This window comes from Nocardioides sp., from assembly GCF_036267815.1.
Taxonomy (GTDB): domain Bacteria; phylum Actinomycetota; class Actinomycetes; order Propionibacteriales; family Nocardioidaceae; genus Nocardioides.
On record NZ_DATAVI010000065.1, the window covers coordinates 57,349 to 71,373 of the forward strand.

The 14,025-nt window shown below is 72.3% G+C and carries 14 protein-coding genes; 7 read left to right on the plus strand and 7 right to left on the minus strand.

Annotated elements, in window-relative coordinates; translation table 11 throughout:
- Nucleotides 1-218 precede the first annotated feature (218 nt).
- From hutH to VHW64_RS14935, 5 genes are all read left to right on the plus strand, one after another.
- Nucleotides 219-1,781: a histidine ammonia-lyase gene (hutH, locus tag VHW64_RS14915; protein WP_329651360.1), complete on the plus strand. Its 1,563-nt coding sequence runs from the start codon at nucleotides 219-221 to the stop codon at nucleotides 1,779-1,781.
- On the plus strand, nucleotides 1,781-3,454 hold the full coding sequence (hutU, locus tag VHW64_RS14920) for a urocanate hydratase (protein WP_329651361.1): 1,674 nt from the start codon (nucleotides 1,781-1,783) through the stop codon (nucleotides 3,452-3,454). Before hutH ends, hutU begins: the two co-directional genes overlap by 1 nt.
- A gap of 130 nt (nucleotides 3,455-3,584) precedes the next feature.
- A complete protein-coding gene (locus VHW64_RS14925; protein WP_329651362.1) occupies nucleotides 3,585-3,995 on the plus strand; it encodes a hypothetical protein in 411 nt (136 codons plus the stop codon).
- 434 nt (nucleotides 3,996-4,429) lie between these two features.
- Nucleotides 4,430-4,828, plus strand: a complete 399-nt coding sequence (locus VHW64_RS14930; RefSeq protein WP_329651363.1) for a hypothetical protein — start codon at nucleotides 4,430-4,432, stop codon at nucleotides 4,826-4,828.
- 506 nt (nucleotides 4,829-5,334) lie between these two features.
- Nucleotides 5,335-5,727: a hypothetical protein gene (locus VHW64_RS14935; protein ID WP_329651364.1), complete on the plus strand. Its 393-nt coding sequence runs from the start codon at nucleotides 5,335-5,337 to the stop codon at nucleotides 5,725-5,727.
- 118 nt (nucleotides 5,728-5,845) lie between these two features.
- On the opposite strand, the gene VHW64_RS14940 is transcribed toward VHW64_RS14935, so the two are convergent.
- Complete coding sequence (locus VHW64_RS14940; RefSeq protein WP_329651365.1) at nucleotides 5,846-7,588, minus strand: sensor histidine kinase; 1,743 nt, start codon at nucleotides 7,586-7,588, stop codon at nucleotides 5,846-5,848.
- Nucleotides 7,585-8,250 (minus strand): response regulator transcription factor, encoded by a 666-nt coding sequence (locus VHW64_RS14945; RefSeq protein WP_329651366.1) that lies wholly within the window; start codon nucleotides 8,248-8,250, stop codon nucleotides 7,585-7,587. Before VHW64_RS14945 ends, VHW64_RS14940 begins: the two co-directional genes overlap by 4 nt.
- A gap of 164 nt (nucleotides 8,251-8,414) precedes the next feature.
- Here VHW64_RS14945 and VHW64_RS14950 point away from each other — a divergent pair, with 164 nt between their 5' ends.
- Together VHW64_RS14950 and VHW64_RS14955 are read left to right on the plus strand one after the other, a co-directional pair.
- A complete protein-coding gene (locus VHW64_RS14950) occupies nucleotides 8,415-8,813 on the plus strand; it encodes a hypothetical protein (RefSeq protein ID WP_329651367.1) in 399 nt (132 codons plus the stop codon).
- Nucleotides 8,814-8,854: 41 nt separating this feature from the next.
- On the plus strand, nucleotides 8,855-9,889 hold the full coding sequence (locus VHW64_RS14955; protein ID WP_329651368.1) for a M48 family metallopeptidase: 1,035 nt from the start codon (nucleotides 8,855-8,857) through the stop codon (nucleotides 9,887-9,889).
- A 37-nt stretch (nucleotides 9,890-9,926) separates the two neighbouring features.
- Here VHW64_RS14955 and VHW64_RS14960 read toward each other — a convergent pair whose 3' ends face one another.
- From VHW64_RS14960 to VHW64_RS14980, 5 genes are all read right to left on the minus strand, one after another.
- A complete protein-coding gene (locus VHW64_RS14960; protein WP_329651369.1) occupies nucleotides 9,927-10,790 on the minus strand; it encodes a CoA ester lyase in 864 nt (287 codons plus the stop codon).
- On the minus strand, nucleotides 10,787-11,899 hold the full coding sequence (locus tag VHW64_RS14965; protein WP_329651370.1) for a CoA ester lyase: 1,113 nt from the start codon (nucleotides 11,897-11,899) through the stop codon (nucleotides 10,787-10,789). The genes VHW64_RS14960 and VHW64_RS14965 overlap by 4 nt, the downstream gene beginning before the upstream one ends.
- A gap of 68 nt (nucleotides 11,900-11,967) precedes the next feature.
- The gene (locus tag VHW64_RS14970) at nucleotides 11,968-12,246 is read right to left on the minus strand and encodes a YciI family protein (RefSeq protein ID WP_329651371.1); all 279 of its coding nucleotides are present in this window, start codon (nucleotides 12,244-12,246) and stop codon (nucleotides 11,968-11,970) included.
- A 92-nt stretch (nucleotides 12,247-12,338) separates the two neighbouring features.
- Nucleotides 12,339-13,031, minus strand: a complete 693-nt coding sequence (locus VHW64_RS14975; protein ID WP_329651372.1) for a DUF1992 domain-containing protein — start codon at nucleotides 13,029-13,031, stop codon at nucleotides 12,339-12,341.
- Nucleotides 13,032-13,414: 383 nt separating this feature from the next.
- Nucleotides 13,415-14,023 (minus strand): nitroreductase family protein, encoded by a 609-nt coding sequence (locus VHW64_RS14980; protein ID WP_329651373.1) that lies wholly within the window; start codon nucleotides 14,021-14,023, stop codon nucleotides 13,415-13,417.
- Nucleotides 14,024-14,025 lie beyond the last annotated feature (2 nt).

A 14,025-nucleotide genomic window follows, 5' to 3' on the forward strand; every position in this document is an offset into this window, starting at 1 on the left:
GGCGGGTCTGTCACGCGTCCGGCGCCAGGTTTTACTTAATATTGACGATGCATCGTCAAGAGGTTGACTTATTGCTTCCTTAATACTGCCGCAGCGTCCGGGCCACGTCCCTGGAACGTCGCAGGTGCGGCCGCCGTCGCCGAGGTGTCTGGTATCCGAGACGTCATCTGTGGTCCGCGCTCTGGCGGTGTCGTCCGCGCCGGGAGTTGGATGACGACATGCAGACCGTGACCGTGGGCGTGGGCCCGGTGTCCTTCGAGGACGTCGTGGCGGTGGCCAGAGGCGGGGCAGGCGTCGAGGTGGGGCTCGACGCTCTGGTCGCCATCGACCGGGCCCGGGCGGTGGTCGAGGAGCTGGCCGCGGCGCCCGTGCCGGCGTACGGCATCTCGACCGGGTTCGGCGCGCTCGCCACCCGGCACATCCCGGCAGAGCTGCGCGAGCAGCTCCAGCGCTCGCTGATCCGGTCGCACGCCGCGGGCTCGGGCCCCGAGGTCGAGCGCGAGGTCGTGCGCGGGCTGATGCTGCTGCGGCTCTCGACACTCGCGACCGGCCACACCGGCGTGCGCCGGGAGACGGCGCAGCTGATGGCGGCGCTGCTCACGGCCCAGATCACGCCGGTGGTCCGCGAGTACGGCTCGCTCGGCTGCTCCGGCGACCTCGCACCGCTCGCGCACTGCGCGCTGGCGTTGATGGGCGAGGGCGAGGTCCGCGACGGGTCAGCACGGCTCATGCCCACGGCCGACGCGCTGGCCGCGGCCGGCCTCGCGCCGGTGCGGCTCGGCGCCAAGGAGGGGCTCGCCCTGATCAACGGGACCGACGGGATGCTGGCGATGTTGGTGCTCGCGATCACCGACCTCCGCAGGCTCCTGCGCACGGCCGACATCGCGGCGGCGATCAGCGTCGAGGCCCAGCTGGGCACCGACCGGGTGTTCGCCGCCGAGCTCCAGGCGCTGAGACCCCAGGTGGGGCAAGGGCTCTCGGCGGCCAACCTCACCCGCGTGCTCGCGGGCTCGGGCGTGATGGCACATCATCGCGACGACAGGTTCCATCGGGTGCAGGACGCCTACTCGCTGCGCTGTACGCCGCAGGTCCACGGCGCGGCTCGCGACACGGTGGAGCATGCCGCCGTCGTCGCCGGTCGCGAGCTCCGGGCCGCGGTCGACAACCCGGTCGTCCTGGCCGAGGAGGGCCGCGTCGAGTCCAACGGCAACTTCCACGGCGCACCGGTGGCCTATGTCCTGGACTTCCTGGCGATCGTGGCCGCGGACGTCGCCTCGATCTCCGAACGACGCAGCGACCGGTTCCTCGACCGCTCGCGCAACCACGACCTCCCGCCGTTCCTCGCCGACGACCCCGGCGTCGACAGCGGCCTGATGATCGCCCAGTACACCCAGGCGGCGATCGTCTCCGAGCTCAAACGGCTGGCCGTGCCGGCGAGCGTCGACTCGATCCCCTCCAGTGCGATGCAGGAGGACCACGTCTCCATGGGGTGGAGCGCCGCCCGCAAGCTGCGCCGCTCGGTCGACGGGCTCACCCGGGTGGTGGCCATCGAGCTGATGACGGCGGCCCGCGGCCTCCAGCTGCGCACGACGGCCGGCGACACCGCGGGCACCAGTCCCGCACCCGCCACGGGGGCCGTCGTACGCCTGCTTCGTGAGCACGGCGTCGGAGCGCCCGGCCCCGACCGCTTCCTCTCGCCCGAGATCGAGACAGCCGTCGCGCTGGTCGACTCGGGCGCCGTCCTGACCGCCGTCGACGATGTGATCGGAGAGCTGAGCTGATGGTCTCGACAAGCTCGACCAACGACAGACTGCCCATCCATGCCCCGCATGGCACCGAGCTGTCCGCCAAGTCCTGGCAGACCGAGGCGCCGCTGCGGATGCTGATGAACAACCTCGACCCCGAGGTGGCCGAGCGGCCGGAGGACCTCGTGGTCTACGGCGGCACCGGGAAGGCCGCCCGCACCTGGCCGGCGTACGACGCGATCCTGGCCAGCCTGCGCGACCTGGAGGACGACGAGACGCTGCTCGTGCAGTCTGGCAAGCCGGTCGGGATCATGCGGACCAACGAGTGGGCGCCCCGGGTGCTGATCGCGAACTCCAACCTGGTCGGCGACTGGGCCAACTGGGAGGAGTTCCGCAAGCTCGACGAGATGGGCCTGATCATGTACGGCCAGATGACGGCCGGGTCGTGGATCTACATCGGCACCCAGGGGATCCTCCAGGGCACGTTCGAGACGTTCGCCGCCGTGGCCGACAAGCGCTTCGGCGGCACGCTGGCCGGCACGATCACGGTCACCGCGGGGCTCGGCGGCATGGGCGGGGCGCAGCCGCTCGCGGTCACCATGAACGACGGCGTCGCGATCTGCATCGACGTCGACCAGTCGCGGATCACCCGGCGCATCGAGCACCGCTACCTCGACGAGCAGGCCGACTCGCTGGCGGACGCGGTACGCCGCGCGGTCGAGGCCCGCGACGCCAGGCGGCCACTCTCGATCGGCGTGCTCGGCAACGCCGCGGAGCTGCTGCCCGCGCTGCTGGAGATGAAGGCGCCGATCGACATCGCCACCGACCAGACCTCCGCCCACGACCCGCTGTCGTACCTGCCGGTCGGCGTTCCCTTCGAGGACTGGCACGACGCCGCCGACAAGGACCCGAAGGGGTTCACCAAGGACGCCCAGGCCTCGATGGCCGCCCACGTGCGGGCGATGGTGGAGCTCCAGGACGCCGGCGCCGAGGTCTTCGACTACGGCAACTCGATCCGCGACGAGGCCCGCAAGGGCGGCTACGACCGGGCCTTCGAGTTCCCCGGCTTCGTGCCGGCCTACATCCGGCCGCTCTTCTGCGAGGGCAAGGGCCCGTTCCGCTGGGCGGCCCTCTCGGGCGACCCCGCCGACATCGCGGCCACGGACCGCGCGATCCTCGAGCTCTTCCCCGACAACGACCGGCTCCGGAAGTGGATCACCATGGCCGGGGAGCGGGTCCACTACCAGGGCCTGCCCGCGCGGATCTGCTGGCTGGGCTACGGCGAGCGCCACCTCGCGGGTCTGAAGTTCAACGAGATGGTCCGCTCCGGTGAGCTGAGGGCGCCGATCGTGATCGGTCGCGACCATCTCGACTGCGGGTCGGTCGCCTCGCCGTACCGCGAGACCGAGGCGATGCTCGACGGCTCGGACGCGATCGCCGACTGGGCGGTCCTCAACGCCCTGGTCAACACCGCCTCCGGAGCGTCGTGGGTCTCGTTCCACCACGGCGGCGGGGTCGGGATGGGCCGCTCGCTGCACGCCGGCCAGGTCTGCGTCGCCGACGGCACCGACCTGGCGGCGGCGAAGATCGAGCGGGTCCTGACCAACGACCCCGGGATGGGCGTCATCCGGCACGTCGACGCCGGCTACGACCGGGCGGTCGAGGTCGCCGAGCAGCGCGGCGTTCGCATCCCGATGGCCGACGCCTGAGCCGGTCCAGGTCCAGGCGGACCCGCCGGTTCGCGGGCGACTGTCAGGTGCCAGACAGCCAGGAGCGCTCGATGCGGGGCAGGCTCCTGCTCTCGCCGCGCCGCGGCGTCCACCGAGCCGAGGAGTAGCCATGAGCCGCATCGCCCGCCGCATCGTCGGAACCGTTGTCGCCGTTGTCGCCGTTGTCGCCGTCGTCGCCGGGACGGTGGCGCTCGGGGCGCCGGCCCAGGCCGACGTGTCGGCATCGATCGCGTGGTACGACGGTCCCGACTACGCGGTCATCCAACTGGACCAGGCTGCGCTCGAAGGGGTCCTCAACTACTCCGACGGCCTGGAGTACGGCGTCGACGACCTCGCCAACCAGATCACCGACTACATCAACGGGAAGCGCCTGGACCGCCACTACGACACCGGCCTCGCGCACGGCGACTTCCTCCGGTTCGAGATCGACTGCGTGCACCACCGCACGCGCAATCCCGTCCAGATCATGGTGTACGCCGACCTCAGCTACGGCTGCGGCACCTACGGGCCCGAGGTCTAGGGAAGTGCTGATCAATATCGCCGTCGCGAGCGTCGCGACGCCTGTGCGATGGCAAGCCGCGGTCGCGACGGCAGGCTGGGTGCACGTCGAGCGGCTGCCACGCAGCCGGCGTCCGCGCATCGCGGCGCGCAGCAGGCCGGACTGGTCAGGGCTCCCCTGGTGCCGCGGGCACCGAGTCATCGAACGGTTGCGCGACGCCGAGCCGCGCACGTCGCTGCGTCGACATCGCCTGGATGCCGGGGTCGCCCGTGCACTCCCGCGCACCCCAGGGTGTGCGCCGACCTCGCCTGCGGCCGCGGAACCGCTGGCTGGTGCTGCCCAGCAAACGGAGACGGTCGACCCGCTGTGTCAGGAGCGCGACGGCGACCCGACTGCCGGCGGGGCAGGCTCGTGCTCGTGCCGCAGAGAGTGGCCCGTAGAGCCGAGGAGAGTCCATGAACCGCATCGCCTGCCGGATCGCCACCATCACGGTCACCGCGGTCTCTGCCCTGGCCGCCGTGCTGGCCTTCGGGTCGCCGGCCCACGCTGACCCGACGGCAACTGCCACCTTCACCTGGATGGGAGACGGCGCCGACTACGCCGTCGTCCAGCTGAACGAGGAGGCCGTGAGGTCGGCCACCGACTACGACGCCGGCCTCGGATGGGCCGTCGACGACCTCTGTGGCCAGATCACCGACGTCCTCAACGGGCATCGTCAGTCCAGGGGCTACACGGTCGGACTCGCGACGAGCGACTGCATCGCGATCTGGCGCCACTGCGTGGCGATCCGTTCGAACAACCGCGTGCAGTTCAGCGTGTTCGCCGACCTCACCTACCGGTGCGGCCAGTACTAGTGCGTCTCCCGATCGCGCGCGCCTGCTGCCCGGGATCTCCCATCGGAGCTGGCTGCGGTGTCAGCGCTCGTCGGCCTCCAGCCCGCCTTCGCGCCGCCGCCTTGCCAGATCGGCGCGAAGTCCCGCTCGCTACGGCGCCGAGACGGTCGCGCAACTAGGGAAGCGCTGATCAGTCCCGTCTGCTGCGCGCCGCGATGCGGGCACGCTGGCTGCGTTGCAGCCGCTCGACGTGCGCCCGGCATGGCGTCGCGACCGCGCCTTGCCGTCGCACACCCGTCGCGGCGCTCGCGACGGCGCCGTTGATCAGCACTTCCCTAGCGTCCGCGCCCGTCCACTCGCGCTCTCCCGCCCAGACGCAGAGGGGCAGCACCAGGGCCTCGGGGGGATCGCCCCGCGGCCAGGTTCGTGGTGACTGTCAGGCGGAGGACAGCGGCAGACCCCGGGTGCCGGGCAGGCTCCTACCGACGCCGTACCTGCGGCGCCGACACAGAACCCGAGGAGGAGCCATGAGCCGCATCGCCCGCCGCATCGCCGGCACCGTCGTCCCCGTCGTCGCCGCCGTTGCCGCGCTCGTGGCGTTCGGGGCACCCGCGCAGGCCGCGGCCACCGCGTCGCTCGCCTGGCAGGACGGCCCGGACTTCGCGATCATCCAGCTGAACCCGGAGGCCGTGGACGCCGTCGCCTGGTACAACGTCGTCGGCCAGCCTGGCGTCGACGACCTGTGCAACCAGATCGACGGCGTGGTCAACGCCAAGCGGTTCGACAAGGGGTACGCCACCGGCCTCGACCTGGGGATGTGCGTCGGGTTCATGAAGGACTGCGTGGCCAAGAGGAGCAACGATCGGGTCCAGATCGACGTGTACGCCGACCTGACCTACCGGTGCAGCACCTACGCCTGAGACCGGCCCCGAGCCCGGGGCTGTGGCCTCGCCGACTGTCTCGTGGGGCCTCCTGCCACAAGCCCGTTGACCCTGCCAGGCAGGGGGTTCGGCGCCGACCGGTGGCGCGAGGCCCGACTCAGGCCAGTGGCAGCAGGGCGTGGACGGCGAAGCCCTGCTCGCCACCGAGGACCGTGACCGCGCCGCCGACCTCGGCGGCGCGTTCGCGCATCGAGCTGATGCCGACGCCCGGCGTCCATGGCTGACCGTGCAGGCCCGGGTCGCGGACCGCGACCGACAGCCGCCCGTCGTCCACGCCGATGCACAGGTCGGCCTCGTCGGCGCCACTGTGCCGAGCCGCGTTGGCGAGCGCCTCCGTCGCGATCCGGTACGCCGCGGTCTCGACCGCCGCCGGCAGCTCGGGCAGGGCATCGGGCACCTCGACCGAGACCCGCATCGAGCGCCCGTCGTCGGTGCGCATCGAGGCGGCCCGCTGGCGAAGCGCCGGCACGAGGCCGAGCTCGTCGAGGGCCGGCGGTCGCATGTCGTAGACGAGCCGCCGGATCTCCCCGACCGCGGTCACCGCGTCGGCACGGAGTCCTCGCAGCAGCTCGTCGGCCGAGTCGGGCTGGTCGCGCAGCGTGTTGCGCGCCGCGTCCGCGGTGAAGGCGATCCCGGACAGGGTGGGCCCGAGTCCGTCGTGCAGGTCGCGTCGCAGGCGGCGGCGTTCCTCCTCGATGGCCGCGATCGCCTGGCCGCGCGAGGTCTGGAGGTCCGCGGCGAGCGCGCGGGCGCGCAGGGTCTGGGCCAGCAGCGGCGCCACGATCCGCAGCACGTGCTCGTCACCGGCCGACAGGCTCAGGTCGCCCTGACGCAGCCCGACGACGATCTCGCCCAGGTCGTCGCTACCCAGCTGGAGGGCGAGCCGGCGCAGATGGGTGACGGCGGTGCCTGAGGAGGCCAGCTCGACCCCACCGGACCAGACGCTGGCATAGGGCAGCACCAGCGCCTCGCGGATCGCCCGCAGCGCCAGCACCGGGTCGTCGCCGATCCGGTCGACGACGCGGGCCGCCGCGTCGAGCGGGTCGGGGCGGTCCCCGAACAACAGCTCGTCGATGACACCGCGCAGCATCACCCGCAGCGGATGGAACGTCGTGGCGGCCAGCGCGCCGATCGCGGCCAGGACGCCGACGGAGGGCTCGTGCTGCCCGGCGAGGTCGAGGACCGACACCGCCCCGATGAACAGGGACAGGTACACCGACACCACGATCACGACGACGACCACCGAGACGATGAGCCCACGGACGTCGACCAGGCGCGGCCGGAGGACACCCACGGCCAGGCCCGGCCCCACCGTGGCGATCAGCACTGAGCCGACCACGAGGGCGACCCGGGTCGTGGTCAGGAACACCAGCTGCCCGGTGACGAGCCCGGACGTGACACTGACCAGGCTCACCCACAGCACCGCGAGCCGGTCGTCCTCGTCGGCCGCCTCGAAGCGCCACCACAGGTGCCCGAAGAGGCCGAGGAGGCTCATCAGGCCCATGGTCGAGAGCACCGACCAGTCAGGCCGGGTGGTCGCGATCACCCCGGCCCCGAGGACGACGACGTAGGCGCAGAAGTCCACGCCGTGCCAGCCGCGCGGTGAGGGATAGGTCAGCAGGGCCAGGGCTCCTGGCAGCATCAGCGACGCGGTGAGGGCGACGGCACCCACGTGCGGATGGCCGGTCCCCCACGCCGTCAGCGCCGCAAGGGTGCCGACCCCGCAGACGACGGCCCAGACACCGGCGACCCGCGCCCGGGTCGGCCACAGGGACACGCCTCCGGCGACCAGCGTCGCCACCGGCAGCACCGCGGCGGCGAGCGGCAGTCCGTCGTTCACCCGGCGCCCCCGACGCCACCCTGGTGGGCGCGCACGATGGCCTCGGCGCGTCCGGAGACCTGGAGCTTGGCGAAGATCGTGGTCAGGTTGTTGGCCACGGTCTTGGGCGAGAGGAAGAGGTCGGTGCCGATCTCGGAGGTACGTCGTCCCCGCGCCAGCCGCTCCAGGATCTCGCGCTCGCGCGCAGTGAGCTCGGGGAACGGGTAGGCCGCGGCGGCCGGCCGGGGCGGCCCGGCGAAGTGGCCGAGGACGCGCTCGGCGACGCCGGGACCGAAGATGGCCTCGCCGGCGACGACCCCGCGGATGGCGCGGACGATGTCCGCCTGCTCCGCCTCCTTGAGCAGGTACCCCTGGGCGCCGGCCTGCATCGCGGTGAAGACCGTCGCGTCGTCGTCGTACATCGTGAGCATCAGGACCCGTGTGGACGGCGCCGCCGCCCGGATGCGCCGAGTCGCCTCGACCCCGTCGAGCCCGGGCATCCGCACGTCCATCAGGACGACGTCGGGTCGGGTGAGCTGGGCCTCGCGCACGGCGGCCTCCCCGTCGGCCGCCTCGCCGACGACCTCGAGCCCGTCGATGGTGCGCAGCAGGGCGACGAGCCCGCCCCGCACAACGGGGTGGTCGTCGGCCACGACGATCCGGATCGTCGCGCTGGGCTCCATGCGCCCATGATGGCCGCGCGGGGCCGGGTTTGACCCGGGAAGAACGTCCCGATCACCGGGACCCGCACGGGAGTGCGGCGAGGAAGGCACGCCCTGGGAGTGGGAGCGCCGACGGGGTGACGCTGGCGCACATCCAGTCCAGAATGCCTCCCAGAGGAGTCACCATGACCACCGTCACCACCGCTCCACACCCCGTCGCCACCAGCGCCTTCCGCGCGGGTCTGGCCAGCTCGGCACTCGTCGGTGTGGCCAACATGCTGTTCACCCTCGTCCCGACACCGTCTGGGCAGGACGGCCCGCCCGTCGCCGTCGTCGTCGTCAGCGCGGGGCTGGGCCTGCTGTCGATCGTGTGCGCGGTCGCCGCCTGGAGCTCGGCCAACCGGCTCGCGGTCCGCCTCAACGCCGCGGCGCTGATCATCGAGGCGCTGCTGACGATGCCGGGCTTCTTCGTCGACATCGACGCCTGGATCAAGATCGTGGGCGCACTGGCGATCATCCTCACCGTCGTCGCCCTGGTGCTGACCCTGCGCCGCGAGCGCACGCCGTACACCGTGACCGACTGAGGCGTGCCACGACGTGGTTCTTGCGGCGTACGCTTCGAGCCATGTCGGAGTCCAACGAGTCTCGCCCCGCGCGCTCGCGGGTGGTTCTGCGCAACATCAGCTCCCGCACCTGGGAGCATCCGGCCGACCGCGGCGCCCTGGTGGCGCTGCGCCGGCTCAAGGGGTTCGACACCGTCGTCAAGCTGCTGAACAGCCTGTTCCGGGAGCGCACGTACCGGCTGTTCTTCCTCGGCTCGATGGTCCGCGTCGACGAGCGTCAGTTCCCCGTGCTCCACCGCGCGCTCAATGACGCCGCAGGCATCCTCGACGCCGAGGTGGTCCCCGAGCTGTACGTCCAGGCCGAGCCGGGCTTCAACTCCTACTGCGTCGGCATGGACCGTCCGGTGATCGTGATCAACTCCGGCCTGGTCGACCTGCTCGACGAGGACGAGCTGCGATGGGTGCTGGCCCACGAGCTCGGCCACGCCCTCAGCGGCCATGCCGTCTACCGCACGATCCTCGACCGGCTACGCCGGATGAGCGGGGCCTTCGGTGCCATCCCCGTCGGCGGGCTCGGGGTGCGGATGATCGAGGCGGGGCTGATGGAGTGGCAGCGCAAGTCCGAGCTCTCGGCCGACCGTGCGGGGCTGCTCGCCACCCAGGACCCCGCGGTGGCCTACCGCGCGCTGATGAAGATCGCCAGCGGCGGACACCTCGCCGACCTCGACCAGACCTCGTTCTTCGGCCAGGGCTCGGAGTACGAGGCGACCGACCTGCGCGACTCCGTCCTGAAGATGCTGCTGATCGAGCGGCGCTCCCACCCCATGCCGGTCTCGCGCGCCAGCGAGCTGCGGGGGTGGGTCGACAGCGGTGCCTACACGACGATCCTGGCCGGTGACTACCCCACCCGCGACACCGACGACGAGGCGAAGGTCAGCGAGGCCGCCCAGGACGCCGCCCGCAGCTACTCCGAGGCCTTCCGGGAGACGCAGGACACCCTGGGCCGCCTGGTGCACGACACCGCCGGCTGGATGGGCAGCGCCAAGACCTGGTGGGACGAGCAGTGGCGGCGCGGCGGCGAGGAAGACGCGTCGTAACGCCACCGAAGCCGGCTCGCGGCTGACCGGGCCGGCCTCAGCGCGCGGTGATCGCCTCGTGCATGGCCAGGGTCCGGCGCGCCGACTCCACGTGCAGGCTCTCGACCATCCGGCCCTGGTAGGTCACGACGCCGGCTCCGCGACCGTCCTCCCAGGCCTGGACCAGACCTTGGGCATCCTCGATGTCGCGGTCGCTGGGGGAGTACGCCGCGTTGGCGCCGTCCACCTGTCCGGGATGGATCAGCGTCTTGCCGTCGAAGCCCATCTCGCGCCCCTGCCGGCACTCCGCCTCGAAGCCCGTCGCGTCGCGCACGTCGTTGTAGACGCCGTCGAGGATGACCTTGCCCGTGGCGCGGGCCGCGAGGAGCGCCAGCCCGAGTCCGGGCAGCAGGGGATGACGATCCGGGACGTGGGCGGCGTGGAGCTCCTTGGCCAGGTCGTTGGTGCCCAGCACCAGCACGGTCAGGCGTTCGCTGGCGGCCGCGATCTCCTCGCAGTGCAGCATCGCGACCGGGGACTCGACCATCGCCCACAGCTGGGTGTGGTCGGGCGCGTCGAACCCGGCCATCGCCTCGGCCAGCGCGAGCACGGCGTCCGCGCTGTTCACCTTGGGGACCAGGATCGCGTCCGGCCCCGCGGCACAGACGGCCGCGAGGTCGTCGAGGTGCCACTCGGTGCCGGCGCCGTTGACGCGGACGGCCACCTCGCGCGCGCCGTACTCGCCACCGGCCGCGGCAGCGCACGCCGACTCGCGGGCCGCCGGCTTGGCATCCGGGGCGACGGCGTCCTCGAGGTCGAGGATGAGCCCGTCGCAGGGGATGCCCCGGGCCTTCTCGAGCGCTCGCTGGTTGGACGCCGGGAGGTAGAGGACCGAGCGTCGTGGGCGGAAGGTCTCGCTCACCGGGCGTCCTCGGCGCCGGCGATGGCGTCGTAGGCCTTCCGCAGCTCGGGGTCGCGGGCGGCAAGCTGCTCGGCGAGCTCGACCAGCACGAGGCACTGCTTGAGAGAGGCGTCGTCCTCCATCTTCCCCTCGAGCAGCACCGCGCCGGTCCCGTCGCCGCTGTGCCGGCTCATGGCGGCGACGACCCGGCGGGCGTGGGCGATGTCCTCGACGCTGGGCGAGAAGACCCGCTGGGCGATCTCGATCTGGACCGGGTGCAGGCTCCACGCGCCGACGCAGCCGAGCAGGTAGGCGTTGCGGAACTGGTCCTCGCACGCGACGACATCGGCGATGTCGCCGAAGGGTCCGTAGTAGGGGTAGACGCCGTACGCCACGCAGGCGTCGACCATCCGCGAGATCGTGTAGTGCCAGAGGTCCTGCTGGTACGTCGGACGCTCTCCCTCGACATCGACGCCGTCAGAGGTCTTGCGCGGGTCTCGGCGTACGACGTACCCGGGGTGGCCCCCACCGACGCGGGTGGTCTTCATCCGGCGATCCGCGGCGAGGTCGGCGGGGCCGAGGCTGAGGCCCTGCATCCGGGGGCTCGCGGCACAGATCTCCTCGACGCCGGCGACCCCGCGCGCGGTCTCGAGGATCGCGTGCACCAGCAGCGGGCGGGTGAGCCCGGCCCTGGCCTCGAGCTGGGCCAGGAGCCTGTCGACGTAGGCGATGTCCTCCGCGCCCTGGACCTTGGGCACCATCACCACGTCGAGCCGGTCGCCGATCTCGCTGACCAGGGTCGTCAGGTCGTCGAGGACCCAGGGGCTGTCGAGGGCGTTGACCCGCACCCACAGCTGGGAGCCGGCATCGGGACCGCCCAGACCCTCGGTCTCGCGGGCGATCCGCACGAGCCCGGCACGCGCGGCCTCCTTGCGGTCGGCCCTGACGCCGTCCTCGAGGTTGCCGAGCAGCACGTCGACGGTGCCGGCCAGCTGGGGCACCTTGGCGGCCATCTTCTCGTTCGAGGGATCGAAGAAGTGGATGGCACGGCTCGGGCGGGCCGGTATCTCGCGGAGCGGCTCCGGTGCACCGACGGCGAGCGGCCGGAAGAAGTCCTTCGGCGGGCGCATGCGCGGACGCTACCGCCGTACGCCGGGGGCCGGTATGACGAACTCCACTCGGGCACGCCTCGCGACGCTCAGAGGCCGGCGAGTGCGTCGTGGCGCGTCACGGGGCTCCACTCGTGGATCGCCACCGTGACGCCGGGGGCGGAGTAGTACGGGTCCGCGGACATGATGTCGTCGAGCTCGTCACGCGTGGCGGTCAGGAAGACCAGGAGCGCTCCGGTGTCGTCGCTCCACGGCCCGGCCGCCAGCAGGCGCCCCTCGGTGACGTGGGCGGCCAGCCGGTCGCGGTGTCCGGGCCGTAGCTCGAGTCGGGCGGGGTCGGCGGAGAAGCTCAGGAGGACGGCGTACATGCGACTCATCGTAGGCACGGGTGGCTTCGGCGGGTGCCTGAGCCCGCGCCATGGCGCCGGCTCAGGCGCACAACCCGTTCGGGTTGGCGGTGTCAGCCGCGGCGGCGGTGCCACCAGCGCCGGCGACGTGGCGACCCCGACGACCCCGACGACGTCGGCGGCGTGCGCTGGGCGGCGGCACGGCGGGTGGCCGCCTCGCGGCGTCGGGCCATCCGGCGCTCGCGCCAGGCGTCGACCTCGGACTCGACGTCGCGCGGCATGGTGACCAGAGGCGGACCGTCGACGGGGGTGTACCGCGCCCTGATGACGCGGTCGTTGAACTCCTCGACGATCCGGCGCACCTCCGACTCCGCGGTGTGGTGGTCGAGCCGGTCGTCGAGCTCCGCGTCGTCCTTGCGGAGCTGGAGCGCGGGCGGGAGGACGCCGGTGATCTTCTCGCGCTCGATCAGCTGCTTGACCCACCAGTCGGGGTCGTGCTGGGTGCCGAGGCTCTTGATGGGCTTGCCCGCGCCCGGCAGGTCGTCGAAGTCGCCGCGCGCCATCGCCTCCTTGATCTGGAGGTCGACCCACTGGTGCTGGCGCTGGATCCGCTGGGAGGCGGCGGCGCGGCCGGTGCGCTCGTCCCGCTCGGTCGGGCTCGGAGCTGCCCGGTCGGGCCCGGGGTCTGCGTCAGGCTCCCTTGCCGGCCGGCCGTCAGCACTGCGGCCAGATCCGCGGTCAGCTCCGCGGTCAGCTCTGTGGTCGTTGGCGTCCCGATCCCGGCCGGGCGTCTGCGAGGTGCCCATGCAGGATTCTCCCACGATCGCGGGCTAGGCCCGACGGGCGGGGCCGGGCGACACCAGCAGCGCCAGGGCGGCCAGGCGGCAGCCACCGCGCACACCGACCAGACGACGAGACAGCCGTGGAGCGGCGCGTGACCCCGGACCGGGTCGCGGTCGGACAGGGTGGGGATGCGGACCAGCGCTTGGAGCCTCGCGACGGCCCGGTCGGTCATGACTGCAACCTAGGGCGTGTCTCCCCGTCGATGGGCGACCAGCGGCATTCACGTCGGCGCGGAGCTTGGCGACCGGCGAACGACGACCTGGCGCCTTGCGTCTCGGATCCAAGACAGGTCACCGGGTGCGTCGCGTTGACCCGGCGCCGTCGTACCGGTGGACTGGCAGCTGTGTCAGGACGTCCAGCGGCCCCGGTGTACGACGTCCACCTGAGGCTTGCGCACACGCTTGGTGGGGGAGCCGGAGGCCGCCTCCTCGGGCCGGCGGTGCCCCAGGGTGATCGCGCCGACGGGGTCGAAGTCGTCGGGGACGCCGAACGCCGAGCGCGTCGCCGCGTCGTACTCCGGCGGGATGCCGAAGAAGCACGCGCCGAGTCCCTCGTCGACGGCCGTCAGCAGGACGAGCAGGCTGGCCATCGCGGCGTCCATGTGCCAGAAGGGCACCGGCCAGCGAGCCTCGTCGAGGTCGGTCCAGCCCTTGTCGGGCTCGGCGTAGCGGTCGAGGTACGCCGCCTTGCTGGAGCACGGGATGATCACGACCGGCGCCGTCCGCATGCCGCTCAGCCAGCTGTCGGGCAGCTCGCCGGGCGTCGTGGTCACGTCCCAGAACGTCTCGATGTCAGCCGGCTGGTCGAGGACCAGGAACGCCCAGCCCTGGCTGAAGCCCGCGCTCGGTGCGCGGACGGCGTTGGCCAGCGCTCGCTCGACGAACGCCGGGTCGACCGGCTGGTCGGCGTACTCACGGATCATGCGGCGGCGGCGGACGACGTCCTGGAACTCCATGG

Excerpts from the sequence above, each read along its gene's own strand:
- VHW64_RS14970 (WP_329651371.1), bottom strand. The coding sequence starts at position 12,246 with ATGTACGCCGTCCTCCTGAGCTTCTCCGCCGACCCCGCCCGACTCGAG.
- VHW64_RS14975 (WP_329651372.1), bottom strand. The coding sequence starts at position 13,031 with ATGGGCACCTCGCAGACGCCCGGCCGGGATCGGGACGCCAACGACCAC.
- VHW64_RS14955 (WP_329651368.1), top strand. The coding sequence starts at position 8,855 with ATGTCGGAGTCCAACGAGTCTCGCCCCGCGCGCTCGCGGGTGGTTCTG.
- VHW64_RS14950 (WP_329651367.1), top strand. The coding sequence starts at position 8,415 with ATGACCACCGTCACCACCGCTCCACACCCCGTCGCCACCAGCGCCTTC.
- VHW64_RS14935 (WP_329651364.1), top strand. The coding sequence starts at position 5,335 with ATGAGCCGCATCGCCCGCCGCATCGCCGGCACCGTCGTCCCCGTCGTC.
- VHW64_RS14925 (WP_329651362.1), top strand. The coding sequence starts at position 3,585 with ATGAGCCGCATCGCCCGCCGCATCGTCGGAACCGTTGTCGCCGTTGTC.
- hutU (WP_329651361.1), top strand. The coding sequence starts at position 1,781 with ATGGTCTCGACAAGCTCGACCAACGACAGACTGCCCATCCATGCCCCG.
- VHW64_RS14945 (WP_329651366.1), bottom strand. The coding sequence starts at position 8,250 with ATGGAGCCCAGCGCGACGATCCGGATCGTCGTGGCCGACGACCACCCC.
- hutH (WP_329651360.1), top strand. The coding sequence starts at position 219 with ATGCAGACCGTGACCGTGGGCGTGGGCCCGGTGTCCTTCGAGGACGTC.
- VHW64_RS14965 (WP_329651370.1), bottom strand. The coding sequence starts at position 11,899 with ATGCGCCCGCCGAAGGACTTCTTCCGGCCGCTCGCCGTCGGTGCACCG.
- VHW64_RS14930 (WP_329651363.1), top strand. The coding sequence starts at position 4,430 with ATGAACCGCATCGCCTGCCGGATCGCCACCATCACGGTCACCGCGGTC.
- VHW64_RS14980 (WP_329651373.1), bottom strand. The coding sequence starts at position 14,023 with ATGGAGTTCCAGGACGTCGTCCGCCGCCGCCGCATGATCCGTGAGTAC.